Source organism: Streptomyces sp. JB150, from assembly GCF_011193355.1.
Lineage (GTDB): Bacteria > Actinomycetota > Actinomycetes > Streptomycetales > Streptomycetaceae > Streptomyces.
This window is the reverse complement of the sequence record NZ_CP049780.1, coordinates 7,139,456-7,161,807: the sequence shown is the minus strand read 5'-3', so window position 1 is coordinate 7,161,807 and position 22,352 is coordinate 7,139,456. Positions and strand designations below refer to the sequence as shown.

21 protein-coding genes are annotated in these 22,352 nt (G+C 74.8%); 4 read left to right on the top strand and 17 right to left on the bottom strand.

Annotated elements, in window-relative coordinates; translation table 11 throughout:
• Window positions 1-676: 676 nt before the first annotated feature.
• Both G7Z13_RS32570 and G7Z13_RS32565 read right to left on the bottom strand, forming a co-directional pair.
• Window positions 677-1,195, bottom strand: coding sequence for a hypothetical protein (locus G7Z13_RS32570; protein ID WP_166004260.1), 519 nt, complete (start codon window positions 1,193-1,195; stop codon window positions 677-679).
• 23 nt (window positions 1,196-1,218) lie between these two features.
• A complete protein-coding gene (locus G7Z13_RS32565) occupies window positions 1,219-1,737 on the bottom strand; it encodes an ATP-binding protein (protein WP_166004258.1) in 519 nt (172 codons plus the stop codon).
• A 163-nt stretch (window positions 1,738-1,900) separates the two neighbouring features.
• Here G7Z13_RS32565 and G7Z13_RS32560 point away from each other — a divergent pair, with 163 nt between their 5' ends.
• Both G7Z13_RS32560 and G7Z13_RS32555 read left to right on the top strand, forming a co-directional pair.
• Window positions 1,901-2,131, top strand: coding sequence for a DUF397 domain-containing protein (locus tag G7Z13_RS32560; protein WP_166004256.1), 231 nt, complete (start codon window positions 1,901-1,903; stop codon window positions 2,129-2,131).
• Between the two features lie 183 nt (window positions 2,132-2,314).
• Window positions 2,315-3,235, top strand: a complete 921-nt coding sequence (locus G7Z13_RS32555; protein WP_166004254.1) for a helix-turn-helix transcriptional regulator — start codon at window positions 2,315-2,317, stop codon at window positions 3,233-3,235.
• A gap of 93 nt (window positions 3,236-3,328) precedes the next feature.
• On the opposite strand, the gene G7Z13_RS32550 is transcribed toward G7Z13_RS32555, so the two are convergent.
• The 9 genes from G7Z13_RS32550 to G7Z13_RS32510 form a co-directional block, all read right to left on the bottom strand.
• On the bottom strand, window positions 3,329-4,147 hold the full coding sequence (locus tag G7Z13_RS32550; protein WP_166004253.1) for an SAM-dependent methyltransferase: 819 nt from the start codon (window positions 4,145-4,147) through the stop codon (window positions 3,329-3,331).
• Window positions 4,148-4,283: 136 nt separating this feature from the next.
• On the bottom strand, window positions 4,284-5,546 hold the full coding sequence (locus tag G7Z13_RS32545; protein ID WP_166004251.1) for an ABC transporter substrate-binding protein: 1,263 nt from the start codon (window positions 5,544-5,546) through the stop codon (window positions 4,284-4,286).
• On the bottom strand, window positions 5,543-6,652 hold the full coding sequence (locus G7Z13_RS32540) for a branched-chain amino acid ABC transporter permease (protein ID WP_166004250.1): 1,110 nt from the start codon (window positions 6,650-6,652) through the stop codon (window positions 5,543-5,545). The genes G7Z13_RS32545 and G7Z13_RS32540 overlap by 4 nt, the downstream gene beginning before the upstream one ends.
• Window positions 6,645-7,541, bottom strand: a complete 897-nt coding sequence (locus G7Z13_RS32535) for a branched-chain amino acid ABC transporter permease (RefSeq protein ID WP_166004248.1) — start codon at window positions 7,539-7,541, stop codon at window positions 6,645-6,647. Before G7Z13_RS32535 ends, G7Z13_RS32540 begins: the two co-directional genes overlap by 8 nt.
• The gene (locus G7Z13_RS32530; protein WP_166004246.1) at window positions 7,538-8,338 is read right to left on the bottom strand and encodes an ABC transporter ATP-binding protein; all 801 of its coding nucleotides are present in this window, start codon (window positions 8,336-8,338) and stop codon (window positions 7,538-7,540) included. The genes G7Z13_RS32535 and G7Z13_RS32530 overlap by 4 nt, the downstream gene beginning before the upstream one ends.
• Complete coding sequence (locus G7Z13_RS32525) at window positions 8,335-9,207, bottom strand: ABC transporter ATP-binding protein (RefSeq protein WP_240926428.1); 873 nt, start codon at window positions 9,205-9,207, stop codon at window positions 8,335-8,337. The genes G7Z13_RS32530 and G7Z13_RS32525 overlap by 4 nt, the downstream gene beginning before the upstream one ends.
• A gap of 304 nt (window positions 9,208-9,511) precedes the next feature.
• Complete coding sequence (locus G7Z13_RS32520; protein ID WP_166004244.1) at window positions 9,512-10,951, bottom strand: helix-turn-helix domain-containing protein; 1,440 nt, start codon at window positions 10,949-10,951, stop codon at window positions 9,512-9,514.
• Between the two features lie 126 nt (window positions 10,952-11,077).
• Window positions 11,078-14,566: a LuxR family transcriptional regulator gene (locus tag G7Z13_RS32515; RefSeq protein ID WP_166004243.1), complete on the bottom strand. Its 3,489-nt coding sequence runs from the start codon at window positions 14,564-14,566 to the stop codon at window positions 11,078-11,080.
• 283 nt (window positions 14,567-14,849) lie between these two features.
• Window positions 14,850-15,776, bottom strand: coding sequence for a dienelactone hydrolase family protein (locus tag G7Z13_RS32510; RefSeq protein ID WP_166004241.1), 927 nt, complete (start codon window positions 15,774-15,776; stop codon window positions 14,850-14,852).
• 346 nt (window positions 15,777-16,122) lie between these two features.
• Between G7Z13_RS32510 and G7Z13_RS32505 the strand changes: the two genes are divergently transcribed.
• Window positions 16,123-17,028 carry a Gfo/Idh/MocA family oxidoreductase gene (locus tag G7Z13_RS32505; protein WP_166004239.1) on the top strand — a complete coding sequence of 302 codons (906 nt, stop codon included), beginning with the start codon at window positions 16,123-16,125 and terminating at the stop codon, window positions 17,026-17,028.
• Between the two features lie 43 nt (window positions 17,029-17,071).
• Here the strand turns inward: G7Z13_RS32505 and G7Z13_RS32500 are convergent, their stop codons facing one another.
• A complete protein-coding gene (locus tag G7Z13_RS32500; protein ID WP_166004238.1) occupies window positions 17,072-17,422 on the bottom strand; it encodes a hypothetical protein in 351 nt (116 codons plus the stop codon).
• Between the two features lie 218 nt (window positions 17,423-17,640).
• Here G7Z13_RS32500 and G7Z13_RS32495 point away from each other — a divergent pair, with 218 nt between their 5' ends.
• Entirely contained in the window at window positions 17,641-17,847 is a 207-nt protein-coding gene (locus G7Z13_RS32495) for a hypothetical protein (protein ID WP_166004236.1), read from the top strand.
• A gap of 49 nt (window positions 17,848-17,896) precedes the next feature.
• On the opposite strand, the gene G7Z13_RS32490 is transcribed toward G7Z13_RS32495, so the two are convergent.
• From G7Z13_RS32490 to G7Z13_RS33945, 5 genes are all read right to left on the bottom strand, one after another.
• Window positions 17,897-18,403, bottom strand: a complete 507-nt coding sequence (locus G7Z13_RS32490) for a DUF5709 domain-containing protein (protein WP_166004235.1) — start codon at window positions 18,401-18,403, stop codon at window positions 17,897-17,899.
• A gap of 218 nt (window positions 18,404-18,621) precedes the next feature.
• Entirely contained in the window at window positions 18,622-18,846 is a 225-nt protein-coding gene (locus tag G7Z13_RS32485) for a hypothetical protein (RefSeq protein ID WP_166004233.1), read from the bottom strand.
• Window positions 18,847-18,872: 26 nt separating this feature from the next.
• The gene (gene prcB, locus G7Z13_RS32480; protein WP_166004231.1) at window positions 18,873-19,733 is read right to left on the bottom strand and encodes a proteasome subunit beta; all 861 of its coding nucleotides are present in this window, start codon (window positions 19,731-19,733) and stop codon (window positions 18,873-18,875) included.
• A 79-nt stretch (window positions 19,734-19,812) separates the two neighbouring features.
• Window positions 19,813-20,754, bottom strand: coding sequence for a lysylphosphatidylglycerol synthase domain-containing protein (locus tag G7Z13_RS33950; protein ID WP_240926427.1), 942 nt, complete (start codon window positions 20,752-20,754; stop codon window positions 19,813-19,815).
• A complete protein-coding gene (locus G7Z13_RS33945; RefSeq protein WP_240926426.1) occupies window positions 20,751-22,211 on the bottom strand; it encodes a hypothetical protein in 1,461 nt (486 codons plus the stop codon). The genes G7Z13_RS33950 and G7Z13_RS33945 overlap by 4 nt, the downstream gene beginning before the upstream one ends.
• Window positions 22,212-22,352: the final 141 nt, after the last annotated feature.

The following is a 22,352-nucleotide window of genomic DNA, read 5'->3' as shown; positions in this document are numbered from 1 at the left end:
CAGCGTGAGACCGGGATGGCGGGGCGGCTCCGCCGCGGGGTGCGGGGGCGCTGGAACGGGCGGGGGCGAGGTCCGGCGGGCGCGGGGCGGGCGAGCGCGAGGCCGGGCGAGCGCGAGGCCGGGCGAGCGCGAGGCCGGGCGAGCGCGAGGCCGGGCGGGCGAGGTCCGACGGGCGCGGGCCGGGCCAGGCCGCGTCGGGTGTGAGACCGGGCCAGAGGCCGGACCGGTCTCCGGCGCGGGACGAGCCCGGAACCGAAATTGCCTCGGACGCGGGACCGAGGGGGCGCCAGAGCGGGCCGGGGCCTTGCCACGTCGGGGCCAAGACCGTGCCGGGGCAGGCCACGTCTTGCGCGGGACCAGGCCGGGCGGGACCGGGTTTGGGGTCGAACGGCCTCCCGCAGGGTCAGGCCGGGCCGAAACTGTCTGTGACGGTGGACCGAATGGGCGTGAGACCGGGACCAGGCCGCGTCGAGCCCGACACCGTGCCGGGGCCAAACCGCCTCCCGCGCGGGGTCAGGCCGGGGCCTACCGCCTCGGGCGTGAGACCGGCCGACGCGAGACCGGGCCGGGGCGGGACCGGGCCGGGGCGGGAGCGGGTCAGACATCGGGCCGCGTTCGGCGCGGGACCGGGCATGACGCGTCGGGCCGCGTCAGGCGCGGCAGTGTTCCGGTGGGTTCAGACGCCCAGGGTGCGGGCGAGTTCCGTGCCCGCGCGGGCGATCTCGGTGTCCTGCTCCTTCAGCAGGGAGCGGACGGCGCCGCGCCGGGCGTGGACGGCCTGGCGGGCGGCGCGCTCCCATGCCACGGGATTCTCCCGGTGGTTGAGGAGCTTGGGGTAGGCGCTGGCGGTGTGCTCCCACTGCCGGGCCTCGGCGATGCTGGCGAGCAGCCGGATGATCTGGGGGCGGCAGGCGACCTGCGGTGACTGGGCCAGCTCCCAGAGGAAGGGGACGGTGGCGGCCGTCGCCTGCTCGACCACGAAGCCGTACTGGCAGATGCGCTTGCGCAGTTCGCGCAGAGCGGCCGTGGCGGTGTCGGCGCTGCCGTGCGCGATGTCCTCGAGCAGTCCGGGGATGGCGTCGGCGCAGCCGGTGGAGTCCTGGATCTCGTGCCACGGCACCTCGTCGAGCGCCCCCAGGTACGGCTGGTGGTCGGTGCGCTCGGTGCCGGGCTGTCCCGTCGAAGCGGTGCGCATGGCGTGGGGCCTTTCCGCAGGGGTCATGGCAGTAACGGACACGTGGTCGACAGCCTGGCCCACACGGTCTTGCCCACCGGGGGACACGGGGTCCAGCCCCACTCCTCGGACAGGGCGTCGACGATGAACAGGCCGCGGCCGTGCTCTTCCAGGGTGGAAGTGCCGTGGGGCGCGTACACCGGCGGGGTGTCGCCGGGGTCGGAGACGGTGAGCGTCAGGTGGTCGCCGCCGCGGCTCAGGCCGAGCCAGACCTCCGGGTCGTCCGCCGGAGCCTGCGGCACCGCGTGGACGACGGCGTTGGCGGCGAGTTCGGTGACCACGAGGGCGGCGTCGTCGCCGCGGTGGTCCAGCGACCACTCCCGCAGCGTGTCCTGGGTGAACGCCCGCGCCTGTGCCACGCCCTCCTCGCTGGTCATGATGCGCAGCGCGGCGGACACGGGCCGGGCCGCGCCTCCTCCGGCCGGCTCCGGCGCCACCGCGTCGAAGGGCCGAGAGGTGTGATGCACGGGTGACGGCACGGCATCTCCCTGATGCGACGTCATGGCGGCGCGTCTCCCCATGGGTTGACGCGGGGTCTATTATCCACGCCGGAGACGCTCGCGTGCAATTGCACGAGAAATTGCGCGCTTTTCCGGGTAGACAGTCGAGCCGCGGGCAGACACCACTGCGAGCCCACCGGCACCACGGACCCCCAAGGAGAGGCAGATGTCACCTGTACCGAACGGAGTGCGGGCCAGCACGCTCGACGCGCGCTGGGTCAAGAGCCGGCACAGCAACGCCGAGGGCAACTGCGTGGAAGTGGCCCCGCTGCCGGACGGGGCGATCGCGCTGCGCAACTCCCGCGACCCCGACGGCCCCGCGCTCGTCTACACGCCGGCCGAGGTGGCGGCCTTCCTCGCCGGGGCGAAGGACGGGGAGTTCGACCACCTGGTCTGACCGGCGTGCGGAGCACACGTCCACGCTCACGTCCTATCCCGCGCCCACGCCCGGCCACCTGCCCGCGGCGGCGGCGCGCGGCGGTGCCAGGTCAACTCCCTTTGATCTCCCGGCACATCGGGTACGAAGGGGTGCGGCTGCGCTACGCTGTTCTCCTCTTCTGCCTGTCTGCCGGGAGTCGGGATGTCCGCCGAGTCACCACGTGTGGTGCGCCTTCGGCCCTATCTGGACCGGGCCGAACCAGCGCCGACCCTGCTGAAGATGCTCGTCGGCGTCCAGCTGGCGGGTCTGCGCGAGGATGCCGGACTGGCCCAGGACCAGGCGGCGCGCGCCCTGGGGTTCAGCCCCGCGAAGCTGTCACGGATCGAGGCGGGCAAGGGCCGCAAGCCACCCGCCGAGGCGGACGTGCGCGCACTGCTGAAGCTGTACGAGGCCGACGAGCACGAGGCCACCGTCCTGCTCGAACTGCTCCGCAGGGCCGGTGAGCCGGGCTGGTGGCAGCGGTACGACAAGCGGCTGATGCCCGAGTGGTTCGACCGGCTGGTCGGGCTCCAGGAGGCGGCGGCCGCGATCCGTACGTTCGAGATCCAGTATGTGCCCGGCCTGCTCCAGACTCCCGCGTACACGCACGCGGTGGTCCGCCGCGGACTCCCGGTCGCACCGGAGAACGAGGTCCGCCGGCGGGTGGAACTGCGCACCCGGCGGGCGCAGTTGCTGCAGCGGCCGGACGCGCCGCAGCTGTGGGCGATCGTCGACGAGTCGGTGCTGCTGCGGATCCTCGGCAGTCCGGCGGTCATGCGGGAGCAGCTGACGCATCTGATCGAGATGGCGCAGCGTCCGCACGTGACCGTGCAGGTGGTCCCGTTGAACGTGACGAACGCGTCGGCGCCCGCCATCCCGGTGACGTATCTCCGCTTCGGCGGTCTCGATCTGCCGGACGTCGTCTATCTGGAGCACATCGGCAGCGCCAACTTCCTCGAGGACCCGGACGATACGGAGCAGTACCGGGTGGCGATGGACCGGCTGGCCGACGAGGCGCTCACGCCGCGCGAATCGCTGGCGCTGATACGCGAGACGATGGAGGAGCGCTACCCGGCCGAGTGACCGCCGCGCACCGTCCGTTGTCGTGACTGCGCCCGGACCGACGCGTGTCCGGGCGGTCCCTTCCCCGCCGTACGGCGGGTGCTGTCCGGGTGGCTACGGCTTGCGGGCGACGCCGCCGAACTCGATCCACTCGTAAGTGAGCTGACGGGGTGTCACCTCCGAGTCGGGGCGCCAGTTCGACACTTCGACGAGGCCCGGTGGCAGGATCTCCAGGCCCTCGAACCACTCGGCGACGTCCTTCTGCTCCCGGACCCGGCCCCAGTGTCCCTGGGTCGCCTCGTCCATGAAGTTCGTCACGAAGTCGCGGACTTCGGGGTCGTCGCTGACGAGCTGGCACATCACCAGGTAGCTGCCGGGCGCGAGGCGGTCGAGGACGCGGTGGACGACGGCGAGCGGGCCGTCGGTGTCGCTGTCCGGGATGCAGTGGAAGACCGAGTTGAACAGCACCGCGACCGGCTGGTCGAAGTCGATCAGACGCTGGGTGTCGGGGTGTTCGAAGATCGCCTCGGTCTGGCGCATGTCGGCGTGGATGACGGCGGTGCGCTCGTCCTGTTCCAGCAGTGCGCGGCCATGGACGAGGACCATCGGGTCGTTGTCGACGTAGACGACGTGAGCGCTGGGGTCGTGGCGCTGGGCGACCTGGTGGACGTTGTCCTGGGTCGGCAGGCCGGAACCGTGGTCGAGGAACTGCCGGATGCCGTGCTCGGCGGTGAGCGTGCGCACCACGCGCTGGAGGAAGCGCCGGTTGTTCTGCGCGAGCCGGCGGGTGCTCGGGACCACCTTGTCCAGCTGCTCGCACGCCTCGCGGTCCGCCGCGTAGTTGTCCTTGCCGCCGAGGTAGTAGTCGTACATCCGGGCAGCCGTCGGGACGTTCGCGTCGATCTCCTTGGACAGCTGCTTACCGTTGCTCATGGGTCCCCCAGCTTCATGCCACCTGGCCCGACAGGCTGTACATCCTAGGGATCGGTGGGTCACGGATGCCAGTGCGAGACGCAAACAGCCGGAAGGTGATCCGGTGCGGATCACCTTCCCAAGGGCCTTGAGGGGCTTATGAGTTCAGGTACTCCTCGACGCCGGGCGCCGCGTGCGCGTCCTCCGCGATCACCAGGCCGCCGACGGCCTTGGCGTCCGGCTTGAGGACGTACGTCTCCACACTGGCCGGGCGGTCGACGTCGGAGAAGTCCTGCGGGGTGCCGAGGCCGGTGTCGGCGTTCTTCTGGGCGCGGTGCGTCTTCACCACGTCCTCGCGGGCCAGGCTGCCCGCCTCGCAGGCCTTCTTCAGGTCGGCGCCGAGGAGTTGGGCGGCGTTGTAGCCGGAGAGCACACCGGAGTCGACCGGGGAGCCCGGGTACTTCTTCTCGTACGCGGACACCATCTTCTGCACGCCGGGCAGCTCCGAACTGACCGCCGGGGCCGCGCTGACGACGTTCAGCATGGCTTCCAGGGCCTTCGCCGCCGGGGTCTTCATCAGCTGCGGGGCGAAGCCGGGGGCGCTGCTGACGATGGGGACTCGCAGGCCGCGCGAGGCGGCGACCCCGGCGAGGGAGGCCGTCTGGGCGGGGCCCGCGCTGATCAGAACGGCCTTGACGCCGGCCTCGCGCAGGGCGGAGACCTGCGCGGACAGGTCGGTGTCGGTGGCCTTGATCTTCTGGTCGACGACCTTCAGTCCCGCGCGCTTCGCGGCCCAGGTGGAGCCTTCCAGGGCGTTGGCGCCGTAGTCGCCCTCGAAGTAGACGTGGCCGATGGTGTCGCCCTTCTTCAGGCCCTTGGTGCGGGTGAGGAAGTCGACGGCGGCGATCATGTCGACGTCGTAGGTGGTGCCGAGGACCTGGACCGGGTCCTTGCCGAGCAGGGAGGCGGCCCAGGCCTGCGGGAAGGTCAGCAGGTTGTCGCGCTCGATGTCGTCGATGAGGGCGGCGACCACCGGGGAGCCGATGACCTGGGGCAGGGCGACGACGTCGGCGGAGAGGTCGGCGTAGGCGGTGACGGCCTTCTGCACGTCGTAGCCGTGGTCCTCGACGACGATCTCGATCTTGCGTCCGCAGATGCCGCCGGCGGCGTTGGTCTCGTCGGCCCACATCTGCTGGGCCTGGACGATGCTCTTGCCGAGGGTGGCGTAAGGGCCGGTGAGGTCGGTCAGGGCGCCCAGCCGGATGCGGTCGTCGGTGACGCCGGGTCCGGTCCTCACGCCGTCGGCGGAGTCGCCGGGCTTGTCGCCGTCGGCCTTGGAGCTGCACCCGGTGCCCGCGATCAGCAGGGCCGCGAGGGCCGAGGCGAGGAGAGTCTTCGTCGTGGTGCGGGAGGTGTTCACGGGGTCTGCTCCTTGGGTCGTGCGGGTGCGGCGGACGGGGTGGTCGCGGGATCTGCTTTCGTGCGGCGGGCTGCGGCGCGGGCACGCAGCCGGCGGGCGAGTCCGTGCAGGCCGTCGGGGGCGTACAGGAGGATGAGGACGATGGCGGCGCCGTAGAGGTAGCGGGCGGCCTCGGTGGGGCCGACGGCTCCCTCGGTGCTGCCGGGGGCGGCCACCAGCGGCAGATGGTCGGCGTACCGGGTCATCAGCAGCGGCAGCGCGGTGACGAAGACGGCGCCTGCGGTGGCTCCGGCGACCGAGCCGAGCCCGCCGATGACGATCATGGCGAGGTAGTCGACGGAGAGGGCGAGCCCGAAGTAGTCGGGGACGATCCGGCGGAAGCCGAGGGCCAGCAGCGCTCCGGCGAGGCCCGCGTACATCGAGGAGACGACGAAGGCGGCCGAGCGGTAGCGGGCCACGTCGACGCCCATGACGGCGGCGGCGGTCTCGCTGTCGCGGACGGCGACCAGGGCACGGCCGGGGCGTCCGCGCAGGATGCCGCGGGCGGTGAACCAGGTCAGCGCGAACAGGGCGAGCCCGAGGTACCACAGGCGTTCCTCGGCGCCGAACGGCACGCCGAGCACGACGAGTTCGGGGTCGGTGTCGGCGAAGGTGAAGCCACCGAGGGTGAGCGGCGGGACCGAGCGGCCGTTGAAGCCGCCGGTGACGGAGTCCGCGGTGAGCAGGACGTGGTGGCCGAGGAAGACCAGGGCGAGGGTGGCGACGCCCAGGTAGATGCCCTTGACGCGGCCGGCGACGGGGCTGAACAGGCCGCCCGCGGCGCCGGCCAGGAGGACGGCGACGGCCAGGGCGAGCGCGGGCGGCAGGCCGGGGCCGGGTTCGCCGGCCAGCCAGGCGTAGCCGTAGGCGCCGACGGCCAGGAAGAAGGCGTGGCCGAGGGAGAGCTGCCCGGCCGTGCCCGCGAGCAGCCCGAGGCCGACGGCGCCGATGGCCGCGGCCATGGCGAACAGGCCGACGCGCAGCCAGAAGGCGTCCAGGTAGAAGGGCAGGGCAGCGAGGAGCAGCGCGGGCAGCAGGAACCCGCCGCGTTTGAGGAGGTCAGACACGGACCGCTCCCTTCCCGCCGAACAGCCCGGTGGGACGTACGAGGAGGACGAGCACCATCACGGCGTAGGGGGCGACGTCGCCGAAGCCCTCGCCGAGGACGTGCAGTTCGGACTGGTAGCCGGCGACCAGGGCCTCGGTCAGGCCGATGAGCAGGCTGCCGGCGAGGGCGCCGGGCGGGGAGGCCATGCCGCCGAGGATCGCGGCGGGGAAGGCCTTCAGGGCGATCTGCCCGGTGGTGCGTTCCAGGCCGGGGGCGGGGAACGCGGCGAGGAACACGGCGGCGAGCGCGGCGAGCGCCCCCGCGAGGCACCAGGCGAGCATGCGCACGCGGGTGAGGCGTACGCCCATCAGGGCCGCCGCTTCCAGGTCCTCCGAGGCGGCGCGCAGGGACAGGCCCCACGCGGTGTACCGGAAGAGGGCGAACACTCCGCCGATGACGACGGCGGACACGGCGATCGCGGCGAGGCGGCTGTCGACGACGGTCACCGGACCGATCTCGGTGACCGCGTCCCCCCAGGGGTCGCCGAGGGTGAGCAGGTCGCCGCCGATGCGCCGGGCGAGGTCGGTGACGAGGACGATGTCGACGCCGATGGTCACGATCGTCTGCACGTGCGCGGCCTTGGGGTCGCGGTCGCCACCGCGCAGCAGCAGCCGGTCCATGGCACCGGCCACGAGTGCCGTGACCAGGAGGGCGGCGGCGAGGGCGCCGGCGAAGCCGAGGTCGTCGTGGAGGACGGCGGTGAGGTAGCCGCCGAGGAGCAGCAGGGAGCCGTGGGCGAAGTTGAGCACCCCGGAGGCTTTGAAGATGACGACGAAGCCGAGGGCGACAAGGGCGTAGACCGCGCCGAGCGCGAGGCCGTTGAGCAGGTGGTCCAGGAAGCCGGTCATGCCGCGTCCTCCCCCGTGTCGTCGGTGCCGAGGTAGGCGCGCAGCACCTCGGGGTCGCGCCGGACCTCCTCGGGGGTGCCGTGGGCGATGGCGCGGCCGAAGTCGAGGACGGTGACCTCGTCGGCGAGGCGCATGACCAGGCCCATGTCGTGCTCCACGAGGACGACGGACAGGCCCAGTCGCTCGCGAACGTCGTGGATGACCTCGGCGGTGCGGGCGCGTTCGGCGCCGTTCATGCCGGCCACGGGTTCGTCGAGGAGCAGCACGCGCGGCTCCAGGCACAGGGCGCGGGCGAACTCGACGCGCTTGCGGTCGCCGTAGGACAGGACCGCGACGGGGGTGTCGAACAGGCCGCCCAGGCCGGTGAGTTCGGCGATCTCGCGGGCCCGGTCGCGGTGGGCGCGCTGCTCGCGTACGGCGCCGGGCAGGCGCAGGGCGCTGGCGGCGAAGCCCGCGCGGGTGAGGGCGTGACGGCCGAGCATCAGGTTGTCGGCGACGGTGCCCTCGGTGGTGACGATGTTCTGGAAGGTGCGGGCCACGCCGAGGCGGGCGATGCGGTGCGGGGCCAGCCGGGTCAGTTCGGTGCTGCCGAGCCGGACGGTGCCGGACGCGGGGCGGGTGAGGCCGGACAGCACGTTGAAGCAGGTGGACTTGCCCGCCCCGTTGGGTCCGATCACCGCGTGCACCGAGCCGGGGGCGACGGTGAAGGAGACGGCGTCGAGCGCGGTGAGACCGGCGAACCGGACGGTGACGTCCCGGACGGCCAGCTCGGGGGGCGGTGTGGTGCGGTCGCTCACGCGGCCCCCTGACCGTGTGCGGACGCGCTGTGGTGGTCGGTGCCGTGGTCACCGGCGGGGTTGCCGCCGGGGTCGCCGCCGTGGTTGCCGCCGTGGTCGCTGTCGTCGTCGGCCTCTCCGAGGTAGAGGCGGCGTACGGCGTCCGTGCGGGCCAGTTCGCCGGCCGGGCCGGACAGGCGGACCTCGCCGACCTCCAGGACGTACGCGTGGCGGGCGAGCGAGAGGGCCATGCCGGCGTTCTGCTCGACCAGCAGCACGGCGGTGCCCTGGGCGTTTATCTCGCGGATCACGTCGGCGATCCGGTTCACCATCAGCGGGGCGAGGCCGAGGGACGGCTCGTCCAGCAGGAGCAGGCGCGGGGCGGCCATCAGGGCGCGGCCGATGGCGAGCATCTGCTGTTCACCGCCGGAGAGCAGTCCGGCGGCCTGGCCGGTGCGCTCGGCGAGCCGGGGGAAGAGCGCGAAGACGCGGTCGCGGGACTCGCGGACCAGGGCGGGGCTGCGGCGGCCGAGGCCGAGTCCGCCGGTGCGCAGGTTCTCGTCGACCGTCAGACCGGCGAACACCCGCCTGCCCTCGGGGACCTGCACCACTCCGGCGCGGACGGCGGCGACGGGATCACGGCCGTCGAGTGCGGTGTCGCCGTAGCGGATCCGGCCCGCGGTGATCGTCCCTCGGTGCAGGCGCAGGGTGCCGGAGACCGCCCGCAGCAGGGTGGTCTTTCCGGCGCCGTTGGCGCCCAGCAGCGCGACGACGCCGCCGTGCGGGACGGTCAGGGAGACCGAGCGGAGTGCGGACAGGGCGCGGCCGTAGGTGACGTCGAGATCCTCGACGTGCAGCGCGGGCTCGTCGTCCGGTGGGCTTCCAGGCATCGCGGCTCCTCGGACCCGTGCCGCGCGGGCACGGGTGTTCGGGGGAAGGGGAGCTCACGACAGCACGGGCGCCGCAGGCCGGTACAGGGTTATCGGGGTGGTGGGTGCGTGGTCCCAGTCGGGGGGCCTTCGGGTTGTGCGGGTGCCCAGGGGTGGGGAGTCGCGGACGCGTGGGAAGGGCCGGGCTCCGGCGCGCGGGAAGCGGCGGGGTCCGGCCCTTGAGGGCGTACGGCGGCGGCGCGGACGGCCGGTTGGGGACGGCCGGTCGAGGGGGTGGCGCCGAGGGCGGCAGGTGGCGCGGCGGTCAGTCGTGGAGGAGGCGGCGTGCCGTCAGGGCCAGGCTGATCTCGACGAGGTCGGAGGGGCGGGCCAGGGAACGTCCGGTGAGCTGTTCGAAGCGGCGCAGGCGGTTCAGGACGGTGTTGCGGTGGCAGTACAGGCGCTCGCCCGCCCGTTGCGCGGAGCCGTCGCAGGACAGCCAGGTGGCCAGGGTGGCGAGCAGGATTTCGCGGTCGGCGGGGTCCACGCGCTCCAGCGGGCCGAGGACCCGGTCGGCGAGGGTGGCGCCGAGCTCGGGCGACGACACGACGAGGGCCGCGGGCAGGTGCTCGGCGAGCCGGATGGTGCCGCCGTCGGCGGGACACATCCGCAGCGCGGTGTCGGCGAGCCGGCGGGCCTCGCCCACTGCGGCCAGTCCGTCCACGGGTCCGCTCACGCCGATCCTGGTCCCGGGGTCGCCGGTGGGCTCCGGCAGGTTCCGGGCGGCCCGCGCGTCACGGGGGCCGGTGCCGCTGGTGCGGGTGCCGGTGCCGGTGCGGGTGCCGGTGCCGTGAGTGTTGACGCGAGCGTGGGCTTGGCCGGCGTCGCGACCGTTGACGCCGTGGCCGTCTCCGTCCCCGCTGCCGTTACCGTGGCCGTCGCCCTCGCCTACCCCCTCGCCTTCGCCCTCGCCGAGCAGGACGATGCCGTAGTCCACGTCGACGCCCGCGTGCCAGTGGACGCGCGCCGCGCCCCGGACGACGGCCGCGCCGCGGGCGCCGCCGAGGCCCCCGTCGGCGACCGCGACCACCACGTACCGGCCGTGCTCCGGCATCTCCAGCGCCCGCGCGGTCTCCGGCAGGTCGGCGATCCGGCTGGTGCCGTCGAGGAGGGCGGCGGCCAGCAGCCGGACCTGGTTCTCGCGCCGCCAGGTCAGCTGCCGTTCGACCTGTCGGTAGGCGTCGGTGACGATCGTGCAGTGCTCGTCGACGAAGTTCCACACGTCGGTCGCGACGTGGACGAGCAGCCGGACGTCCTCGGGCGCCCGCCGCGAGGTCTCCTCGACGAGCCCCTGCCACACCAGGGATCCGCCGAGCCGGAACGCGTGCAGTACGGCGTCCAGGGGCAGGCCCTGCTCGGCGCGGGTGGCGCCGATCCGCCAGGAGCAGCGGCGCGCGCCGTCGCGGGCGCCGCGCGGGTCGAGCAGCGAGGCCACGCTGTGCCGCAGCGAGCGGTGCATCTCCTGCCAGACCCCGGCCGGATCGCTCTCCACGGCGGCCCGGTAGGCGGGTTCCTGGTCCTGGACGACGGCCATCAGCCGGTCGGTCAGGTCGGCCAGGTCGTCCATCAGCACGCGCGCGGCGCGGTGCAGGACGCGGATGGCCTCGGCGTCGATCAGCGACCGGACGCGCCGGGCGCGCGGCTGCGGCGCGGCGGTCGCGGCCGGGCGGGGCGCCGCCGTTCGGGTCCGTACGGCAGGGTGCATCGCGGTCCTCCCCCAGGGTCGGGCTTCGCGGCGGTGCCGGGTGCCGGGCCGGTTCCCCCTGGCCCGTGCGGCGGCGACCGCCTGACTCGTCCTGCCCGGAAGGATGACATACCGTCCGGTCGGTCCCTAGAGCTGTGCACGGGTCTTTTCGGCCCGTTCGACCAGGCGGGCCAGTTCCACCCGGGACCGCACCCCGAGGGCGGCGAACACATTGCGGAGGTGGTAGTCGACGGTGCGGGTGCTCACGGACAGGCTGCGGGCCACCTCCCGGTTGGTGGCGCCCTGGGCGACGCACCGGGCGATCCGCCACTGCTGCGGGGTCAGCCGGGCCAGCGCGTCCGGCCCCGCTACGGTCCCCCGCGGCGCGGTGACGGTCGCGGCGGCCCCGTTCGCCCGCAGCTCGGCGCGGGTCTGCTCGGCCCAGACGTGGGCGCCGCAGCGGTCGAAGCCGACCAGTGCGGCGCCGAGCCGGTCCCGGGCCTCCCGCGGCCTTCGGCGCCGCCGCAGCCACTTGCCGTACAGCAGCTCCGTGCGGGCCCGTTCGAAGTCGCCGCCCGCCTGCTCGTGCAGCGCCAGGGCCCGTACGTACAGGTCGCCGGCCCGGTCCGGCGGGGCCAGCAGGGCGTGGCAGCGCAGCAGCTGGGCGGGGGCCTGCGGGTCGGCGCCGAAGCCGGCCCAGGCGGCGAAGTCCGCCACGACCTGCCGGGCGTCATCAGCGCGGCCGGCCCGCACGGCGGCCTCGACGAAGCAGGGGACGGCCAGCATCCACACCGCGAAGTGCCCGCGCCGGGGCCCGGGGCAGACCAGCGGGCCGAGCCGGTCCGCCGCCTCCAGGGGGCGGCCGCGGCCCAGGTCGGCGCGCGCCGCCGCCCACTGGGCGAGGGTGGCGGGCTGGGCCAGCCCGTGTGCGCGGGCCGTCGCCAGGGCGGCGCCGGCATGCCCGTCGACGGTGGCGCCCTCGCCCTCGATGGACGCCGCCAAGGCGAGTACGGCGTGATGGTGGGCCGCGGTGTTGCGCTGCCCGGTGCGCCGCGCGGTCCGCAGTCCCTCCTCGGCGTGCGTCCTCGCCTGGGCGTGCCGGCCGGCGCGCAGCTCGGCGTACGCCAGGTACTCCAGGGCCCGCGGGACGAGCGTGGCCGAGCCCCGGATCCGGGCCGCGGCCAGCGCCCGCGCGCCCGCCTCCGCCGCGGCCGGCATGTCCCCCAGGACCAGCGCGGCGGCCGCCGCGCGCAGTAGGTCCTCCGGCTCCGCGGCCGTGCGGGCGCGGCCCACGACGCGGCGCAGCGGGACGGTGGCGAGGTCAAGACGCCCGTCGAGGAGAGCGGCGAGACCGACGCGGTAGTCGTCGTCACCGCCCGCGCCGCACAGCGCCTCCCGCAGCGCCGGCAGATCGCCGCCGGCCCAGGCGGCGTCGGCGGCGGCGAGCGCGGCGGACGCCGCCTGAGCCGGCGCGACGGGCCCGAGGAGCGCGGCAGCGGACAGCAGCGACGCCCGCGCATCGGCGACGGGACCGTCGAGCAACTGAGCCAGCCCACGCACCATCTCGGCACGACCACGGATGAGGTCGACGGGGGCGTGGGCGGGTTGGGGGTGGTGGGTGTGGTGGGGGGCTGGGGTGGTGGGGTGTGGAGCTTGGGGGGTGGGGTCGGGGGTTTGGGTCGTCTGGTCCGGCACCTGATCGCTGTGGCTCGGTGCCTGAGCGGCGGCATGGCTCGGCGCTTGAGCGGCGGCATGGCCCGGCCCGTGACCGGCGGTGCCTGGCGCCGGAACGGCGGCGACCGGCGTCTGAACGGTACGGCCCGGTGCCTGAGCAGCAGGACCGGCCGCCCGGCCGGTGCGGGTGGGAGCTAGGGCATGGCGGCCGGGCGTCTGGCCGGCCCGGGCCGGCACCTGGTGGGTGCCACCCGGCACCTGAACGCCGTAGTGCGATGCCTGACCGGCGGGCGCCGGTTCCTGACGGGCGAGGTCGACCGCCTGGGCGGCGTGACCGGTCGCCTGGGCGGCGCGACTGCGCACCAGGCCGGGAGCGGCGCCCTCCTGCTCAACGCGCCCGCTCAGCAAGTCGACCGGGCCACTCGGCAAGTCTCCGCCCCTGGACGGCAAGTCGGCGCGCCCGCCCGCCAAGTCCACGCGGACCGACAGCAAGTCCGCACGCCCGCTCGGCGCTTCCACGCAGCCAGACAGCGAGTCCACGTCGCCGGGCAGCAGACCGCCGGTATCCAGGTCGTGGTCGGCCTCCGCGAGCAGACGGAGGGCCTGGCGGGGGCGCCCGGCGAGCAGTTCCTGTTCCGCGGCGGCCGTGTACCGCTCCCGACGCGTCAAGCCGGGCGGGGTGAGGTCCGCGGCGCGCGCGAGGGCCGTGGCGCGCAGCCGGTGGTTGGGCCCGCCGGCAGCCGCCGCCGCGAGCCGGTCCGCTCGCTCGGGGGCCGGCCCGGTGGTGGCCCAGGCCTCGTGCACGAGGGCGGGCAGTTCCCGCCCCTGCGCGCGCAGGGCTTGGGCGAGGGCGCGGTGCGCCGCGCGGCGGCGGTCGGGGGCGGCTCTGGCGTACACGACTCTGCGGGCGAGGGAGCTCGCGAAGCGGAGGCGGCCGTCGGAGAGGAGCAGGGTGTCCGGGAGCCCTGAGTCGTCGAGCAGGGACGCGGCCTCCCGAGGCGCCGGGGCAGCGGGCGGAGCCGAAGGCTCGGCGCAGGCGAGGCCGCCGGGCTGGACCGGGACTGCGGGCATGGCTTGCGCCCCGGGCGGTGCGGCACAGTCCGAGGGCCGGCATTCCCGGGCGGCGGCCCGGATGACGGCGGCGTCCGTCTCCGTCCGTTCCGTGCCCCGTAAGGCGGTGGCCGTGAGGAGCAACAGGTCCTCGACGGCGGGGTTCGGGGCGGCGGGCCACTCCCCCGTGACGCCGGTCAGGGTCCGGGGGTCGGCGAGCGGCCGGGGTGGGTCCTGGTCACCGGAGAGCTGGGCAGGCGTGAGCCGGCGGACCATCGCGAGCAGCAACGCCGGGTTGCCGTCGGCCTCTTCCAGCAGGTCGTCGCGCAGGGCGGGATCGACGGCGCTGCCGGTCACCTCGTCGAGCAGCGCGCCGGCGGCCGACGAGGGCAGCGGGTGCAGCTGCAGGGCGGGCAGTCCGGCGACGTCCCGGTCGGCCGGTCCGGGGCCGAGGGTGGTGAGGAGGAGGCCCACCCGCCCGGCGCCGGGGAGACGGCGGGCGGCGTGGGCGAGGGCGGTGCGCGACGGGGTGTCCCACAGGTGGACGTCGTCCAGGCACACCAGCAGGGGGCCGTCCCCGGCGGCGGCGCGGAAGGCGTCCAGCAGGACGCGGGGCGCGGTCCGTGGGTCGAGGGCGCCGGCGGGCGTGTGTCCCGCGGCCGCGGTGAGCGCGCGGACACCGCCGTACGGCTGGGGATCGGCCGCGTCGCAGCGGACGTACAGCACCGGTCCGGGCCGGAAGGCGCGGGCGGCTTCGTCGAGGAGGGTCGTACGGCCGAGTCCGGGCTCGCCGGTCAGGACGAGCACGGCGCTGCCGGTCCGCAGCCGGTCCGGCAGCGCGGCCAGTTGGTGTCGTTCCGCGCCTCGCCCGTGGATCGGCGGGGCCGTCGGCACGGTCGTGTGTGCGGTCATTCCCGCAGGTTACGCACGAGTAACGGCAGGCGGAAGGCAAACGTCCGCCTCCGGCCGGGCGTCTGTGCCGACGCCCAAGCAGCGGACCCGCGACGCAGTGCGACCGCACAACGGACACACAGGCCTACGGCCACCGAGGCCTGCGGCCACGCCGGCACACGCCCTCACCCACACACGCCCCACTCACACACGTCTCCACCCGCACACGCCCACGGCGGCCGCGTCGGATACGCGACCGCCGTGGTGCCGCGAGGCGCGGCGAGGTGCGGGAGACTCAGGGAGTTCAGGACGTGTGCGGGCAGTTGCCCCGGTACTCCTCGATGGTCAGGCTCGGACGCGGCAGCGGGCACAGGAACTGCTCGTAGCGGGTGTCGTTGTCGATGAACCGCTTGAGCCAGCTGATGCTGTACTTCGCGATCGTCGTGTCGTTGCTGTTGGGCGTGAAGTGGCTGGCGTTGTTCAGCTCCAGGTAGGCCTTGTCCAGCGACGACGGCAGGTTCTGGTAGAAGGGCTCGGCGTGGCTGGAGACCGGGGCGATCGTGTCGCCGTCGGCGCCGAAGATCAGGGTGGGCGTCCTGACCTCGGGCCAGGTCTTGTCCAGGTTCCACGGCGTCAGCGGGATCGCGGCCTGGAGGGAGGGCCGGTCCTTCGCGGCCTCCAGGCTGCCGCCGCCGCCCATTGAGTGGCCCATCACGCCGAGCCGGGTGGCGTCGACCCGGCTGCGCACGGAGCTGCGCTGGGTCAGGTAGTCCAGCGCGGCGAGCAGCTGGTCGCCGCGGGAGTCCGGCTGGTCCATGGTGGTGTTGGTGTCGATGGTGAACACCACGAAGCCCTGCGAGGCCAGGCGCGGGCCCAGCCAGGCGATGGAGGACTCGTACGCGGTGAAGCCGGGCGAGATCGCGACGGCGCCGAAGGTGCCGTCCGCGGTGGTGGTCGGGTAGTAGATGGTGCCGCCGCCGAAGCCGGTGACGGCCAGCGAGGAGACGGAGGTCTGCGAGACGGCGTACGGGCCGCGCAGCGCCTCGATGCTCGCGTTGGTCGGCGCCGGGCCGCGCTCGTAGGGGTTGTCGGCGGCGTGGGCGCCGGTGCCGCTGAGGGTGCTGAGTCCGACCAGTGCCGCGGTCGCGGCGGCGAGTCCGGTGAGGCGGCCGGTGCGGCGGCGCCGGCGGGGGGCTGGGGAGTCGGCGTGGTGCTGCGCATGCTGCTGCACGTCGAGTCGTCCTCTCTGTCGTGCACTGTGGGGTGTGGGGTTCGCCGCCGGAGCGGCTCGCTCACTGTCAGGGCGGCACGGCACAGAGGGCACCGGCAAAATCACCAGCCTCCTGCCCCACGCGGACCGGACCGGGCCGGGCCGGACTCGGACAACCGGCTTGCGCGGGCGGCCGGTCGGTATGGCAGGCTCGGTGCGGCCGGGCGCGCGGGATACGACCGAAGGATGCCCGGCACCGATCGACACCCGATCGGCACCAGTCGATGTCAATCAACACTTGTCGACGCCGATCGACACCGACGAACACACTGATCCGACACCGTTTCGACACCGTGGAGGGCGCCGTATGCGCATCGGACTGCTCGGGACCGGCCCGTGGGCGCGGATGGCGTACGCGCCCGCCCTCGCCGGGCACGACGGACTCGACTTCGCCGGTGTGTGGGGGCGGCGCCCGGACGCCGCGAAGGAGCTCGCGGACCTGCACGGCGTCCGCGCCTACGACGACGTGGACGCCCTCCTCGCCGACGTGGACGCGGTCGCCGTGGCGCTGCCGCCGGACGTGCAGGCGGAGCTGGCGGTGCGGGCGGCGCGCGCGGGCCGTCATCTGCTGCTGGACAAGCCGCTCGCCGTGACCCCGGAACGGGCCCGGGCGGTGGCCGAGGCCGTGCGGGAGGCGCGGGTGGCGTCGGTGGTCTTCTTCACCTCCCGCTTCCAGGCCGACACCGAGGCGTGGATCACCCAACAGGCGGGCACCGGCGGCTGGTTCACGGCGCGCGCCCAGTGGCTCGCCGCGCTGTTCAGCCCGGAGCCGGGCGGCGCCCCCGCCGGGGACAACCCGTTCGCGGCCTCTCCGTGGCGGCGGGAGAAGGGGGCGCTGTGGGACGTCGGCCCGCACGCCCTGTCCGTGCTGCTGCCCGTCCTCGGCGACGCCCGCCGGGTGACGGCGGCGGCCCCCGGCCCCGGGGACACCGCGCACCTGGTCCTCGAGCACACCGGCGGCGCGTCCAGCACGCTCACCCTCAGTCTCACCGCCCCGCCCGAGGCGGCGGGCGTGGGCGTGGAACTGCGCGGTTCGGCCGGCGTGGCCGTCCTCCCGGACAGCTCCGAGGGCATCGTCCCCACCCTCACCCGCGCCGCGCACGCCCTGCGCGAGTCCGCCGACGGTGGCCGCCCCCACCCGTGCGACGCCGCCTTCGGCCTGCGCGTCACGGAAATCCTGGCCGAGGCGGAGGCCCTGCTGCGCCGCCCGTAATCAGGCCGGCCGCCTGGTCGGCCCCCTCTCTCCGCTCAGGCCGTCAGGCCGCCGGTTCCTCGAACGGCTCGTCGCTCCACCGGAACCACGCCCGGTCGCCCTCGATGTGCAGCAGGAAATCGGGCACCGGGCCGTCCGGTGAGCACAGCGACACGCGTCGGCGGATCTCGTCGTAAACCTTCTCCCACGCGTCCACCAGCGCGTCCTCGTCCTGTTCCGCGAGCCGTTCGACCAGCTCCAGCTCGCGCGCGAACAGATCACGGACGGTGTCGTCGTACGCCGGGCCGGGCGTGAACGCGCCCGACAGCCACGGGAAGTCCGCGTCGTAGATCAGGATCTCCCCGATCCGTCCCTCCCCGGCACGCACCTGCCAGATCTCACCGTGGAACCCCACGTCCGCCCCCCTCTGTCACCGCGTCCCGCCGCGTCGAAGACCCTCACGCACAGCATGGCACCCGCCACTGACATGGCCGGAGACCGTGTTCGGCACGCTCGCGGAGGGCGTGCCCCGGCGCTTCCGGATGCACTGCGCGCGCCCTGGGTGAATGGTGTTATCAGACCCGTTGCCAGCACCGGGGCCGAAACAACGAACCGGATCGAGGAGCGGAGATCATGTCGACGTCACATTCCGGCGCGTCCCGGCCGTCCCAGGACCGCGCCACCCCGGACAGCCTGCTCCACGCCCGCACCGGCACCGACGTGTCGCCGGAGGACCTGGTCCTGGCCTCCGGAAAGGACCTCACCCCCCGCAACCTGGAATGGGCCAAGCGCAAGCTGGCCCAGGAGGGGCCGGCGGCTCTCGACAAGCTGCTGCCTTGAGCCGGCCGCCCGGCACTTCCCGCCCCTGACGCGGGGCTGTCCGTCCGCGTCAGGGGGTCTCCTCCTCCACCGGTGACGTCATGTCGTCGTCGGTGATGTGCATCGCGGCCTCCTCGGCGCCCGCGGCGCCCCCGTCGATGCCCACGTCCCGGGCGACCTGCTCCCGGGTCGTGTCCGTGTGGACGCCCTCGTCGGGGGCGACCAGGCGTCCGGCGCGGGCGCCGCCCGCCTCCGGGTCGACGGGTTCGCCGTCGCCTCCCGGCAGGTCCCCGATGTCGTCCCCGGCGGTCTCCTGGGTGTCGGGCACTTCCTGGGCGAGCCGCTGGTCGAGACTCTCGCCGTCGTGCTGCTCGGCCGCCGTGATGCCGTGCTTGGTGACGCCGAGCGGCTTCTCCGGCGGGGAGTAGCCCTCGTCGAGGGTGTCGTCGTACGTCCGCTCGTCGACCGCGTCCTGCAGATCGAGGGGCGCGGCGTCCTCCTGCTCCTCGTTGGTTCCGGTGGGCTGGTAGGCGTCGTCCGCCATGCCTTCCGGTCGCGTGCGGTCCGTCTCGCCCATGACTGCCTCCCTGTGGTGTCGGGGCTCGGGTCGTCGACCTCGGTGGGTCGTCGTCCTCTCCGCGTTTCCCGATCACGCGGCCTCCAACCTGGTGGTTCATGACACACCCGAGTGGCGGTAGGCCGCGCCGCGTGCCGGGACGTGTCGAACCGGCCGCGAACGGCCCCCGGCACGCGACCGGGCCCCGGCACGCGGCCGAGACCACTCAGCCGGCCGGTTCAGGCCCCGCTCTGCTTGGCCGCCGCCGTCACCCACTCCCGCGCCCACGGCTCCCCACGCTCCCACGCGGTGCGCACGGCCTCCGAGAACGCCCGTTCCCGGGCGTCCGCGTCGGCCGGGTACTCCTCCTTCAAGCGGGCCCGGAGGTCCAGCACGTACTGGGCGGTGAGCGGAGAGAGGCCGTACTGACGTGCCAGCTCGGGCACCGACGATTCACTGATCATGCCCGGTCAACGAACCGGCGGGCACTTCAGGTACGCGAGGCGGCGCGCAGACCGGCGTTCGGCCCGTCCGGGCGGGTGCGGCGCTGCTCGGTCATCTCCCGGCTCAGGTCCGCCGTCTCCGCCTCCGGCAGCCGATCGAAGCCGTCCTCGGTGATGACCGCGACGACCGGGAAGATGCGCCGGCCGATGTCGGGTCCGCCGGTCGCCGCGTCGTCGTCGGCCGCGTCCCACAGCGCCTGGAGCGCGGCGAGGGCGGCCTCGCGGCGGGTCATGCCGGGCCGGTACAGCTTCTTCAGCGCTCCGCGGGCGTACGGCGCTCCGGAGCCCTCCGCGTGGAAGCCGGTCTTCTCGTAGGTGCCGCCGGCGACGTCGAAGCCGAAGATGCGGCCGCGTCCGTCCGCGTAGCCGGCCAGCAGCGGGACGACGGCGAGCCCCTGCATGGCCTGGCCGAGGTTCTGCCGCAGCATCCCGGACAGCCGCGTCGCCTTGGCGCTGAGGCTCATCGGCGTGCCCTCGATCTTCTCGAAGTGGGTCAGCTCGACCTGGTACAGCCTCACCATGTCCAGGGCCAGCCCGACCGTGCCGGCGAAGGCCACCGCGGTGTGGTCGTCGGCGGGATGGACCTTCTCCAGGTCGCGCTGGGCGATGAGGTTGCCCATCGTGGCCCTGCGGTCGCCCGCGATCAGCACGCCGTCGCGGTAGGCGAGGGCGAGCACGGTGGTGCCGTGCGGGGCGGTGCCGGGGGCGGTGCGCACACCGGCCGGCAAGGGGCTGCGGGTCGGCAGCAGTCCGGGGCGGTGGGCGGCCAGGAACTCGGTGAAGGACGCGGTCCCCGGGGTGAAGAACTCCTCCGCCGGCCGGCCGCCCTCCGTCGCGTCGTACGCCATGCCACTCCCCCTCGCCCACGCCCTCCGCCCGACACCGGAGTCCTACCAGCGGCCGACGGCCCGGAAACACCTGTTCGCCTCACAGGGCCCGGCGTCGCACCAGCAACGCGAGGACCAGCAGGCCCGGGAGGAGGGGCAGCCAGAGGGTGAGCAGCCGGTAGCCGAGCACGGCGGAGGCCGCGGCGGCGGCCGGGGCGCCGGCGGCGGCGAGGGCGAAGGCGAGCGCCGCGTCGAGCGAGCCGAGCCCGCCGGGGGTGGGCAGCAGGGCGGCGGCGCTGCTGGCGGCGAGGTGGACCAGGGCGACCCGGACGGGCGGCAGGGGCAGGGCGACGGCCTGGGTGACGGCGATCAGCGCGACGGCGTGCAGCACCACGAAGGCCAGCGACCCGCCCCACAGGGCCGCCGCCCGGTGCGGCCGGGCGTGCACCGCCCGCACGTCCCTGAGCACGGCGGCCGCCGCCCGGCGCCCGCGCGGCCACAGCCGCACGGCGGCCAGCAGCAGGGCCAGCGCCCCGGCGACAGCGAGAAGCAGCGGGCCGGCGGCGGCCTGCGGCAACCGGAGGACTCCGGGGCAGGCCAGCGCCAGGGCGGCGATGAGCACCACGCGGACCACCGCCTGGGCCGTCGCCTTCACCGCGTAGGCGGTCGCCGCGCCGGCCGCCGGGAGGCCGCAGCGCATCAGGAACCGCAGGTTCACGGCGCCCGCGCCGACCCCGGCGGGCAGCACCTGGTTGGCGGCGGAGGCGGCGAACTGGGTGGCGACGAGCCGCCCGGCGGGCAGCCCGCGCGTGACCGCGCCCTGCTGGGCGAGGGCCGAGCACACCCAGGTCGCGGTGACGGCGGTGGCGCCCACCAGGAGCCAGCCGTGGTCGGCGACGGCGAGCCGCCCGGCGCCGCTCTCCAGCACCGCCCAGTGGTGCCGGGCCAGCCACACCGCGGCGGCCGGCACGGCCAGGGCGAGCAGGGTCCGCCAGTACGTCCGGCGGCGGACGGGGGCCGCCGCGGGCGCCCGCGGCGTCACGCGCGGCCGTTCTCGCCGGGCGGCGGGGCGAGGTAGAGGCGGAGCCGGTCGAAGCGGTACGGCGTCCAGGAGCGGGCGTACGACGGCGGGGCGCCGCTGGACGTGCCGAGCGCGGCGACCGGGATGCGGCGGGTGGCGTCGAGGATGGCGGGCACGGTGATGTTCTCGTTGTTGCCGCCGGTCGCCGCGGAGGAGCAGCCGGTGTAGTAGGCGAGCGGGATGGCGGTGTGGCCGGTGAGCAGGCAGGGCGGGCGGACGCCGAGCCGGTGCAGTTCCCCGGCGGTGCGCGCCCAGGCGCGGCGGTCGTCGACGGTGCGCTGGACGGTGCGGTCGAGGATCGCCCACTGCACGGCGAGATGGCCGGCGAGGCCGAGCGCGACGACGACGGCGGCCACCGGCCGCGGGCCGCCGCGCGGGGTGGTGGCCAGGCGCCACAGGGCGTCGGCGACGGGGATCGCGGCCAGCGCGTAGGCGGGCAGCAGGAAGCGGGGGGCCGCGTAGCCGATCAGGAACAGGTAGGGCACGGCGGCCGTGACGGCGCAGGCGAGCGGCAGCACAGTGGGCAGGGGCCGCCGGGCGCGGACGGCGACGGCCACGGCGACGGCGGCGAGCGCCCACAGCGCGAACCACCACAGGTAGACGGCCGGGTGGGGCAGCGGTCCGGTGCAGGGCCGGCACAGGGTGCGGCCGATCAGTCCGCGCAGCTGGTCGTCCACGGCGAAGTGCCACCCGAGCCCGCCCTGGATGCGGGAGGCGTCGGCGAGCCGCTGCGCCAGGCCGCCGTGGCCGCTGTAGGCCTCGACGACCCACTGGGCGCCGCCGGCGGCGAGGCCCGCGACGAGGACGGCGAAGGGCCGCCACCGGCGCCGGGCGAGGGCGAGGACGAGCAGGGGGGCGGTCACGTAGACGGCGTCGGTGGGCCGCATGAGTGCCATCAGCGCGGCGCTCGCCGCGAGACCCCACAGGGCGGCCCGGTCGCGGTCGTCGGCGCGGGCGCGCAGGAAGCAGCCGACGGCGGTCAGTGCGCCCACGGCGACCCAGTAGTTGGGCATGGCGCTCGGGCCGTAGAAGAGCGTCACCCACAGGGTGGCGAACAGGGCGCCGCCGCCGGCCAGGACGCGCGCCGGGAACAGGCCGCGCCAGGTGCGCAGGGCGAGGTAGAGAGCGAGGCCGGAGAGGACGGCGAGGTAGACGCGCAGCAGCGGGGTCGAGGACGACCAGGAGGCGATGGGGGCGACCAGCACGCTGACGCCTCGGGCGCGGGGCGCGCTGAAGAAGGCGGCCGGGGCGTGGTCGCCGACCTGGCTGACGTAGACGATCTCGTCCCAGCCGAGGCCCATGGCGGGCGGCACCAGCAGGAGTTGGGTGGCGGTGAAGGCGCCCGCCACGACCGCGATCGCGCTCGGTGTGCCCAGGCGCAGGGCGCCCGCCCGGGCGACGCTCACACTCTCGGCCATCGGCTTGTCCCTCCCCCCACCGGCTCGCGGGGCGGTTTCTGACGCTCTCACCGTCCGTGAACGGTGGAGCGATCATCAGGAAAACAGGGACAAACTAACCCACAACGCCCAGGGGTGCAGCGCGTGCGGGGGCGGGCGGCC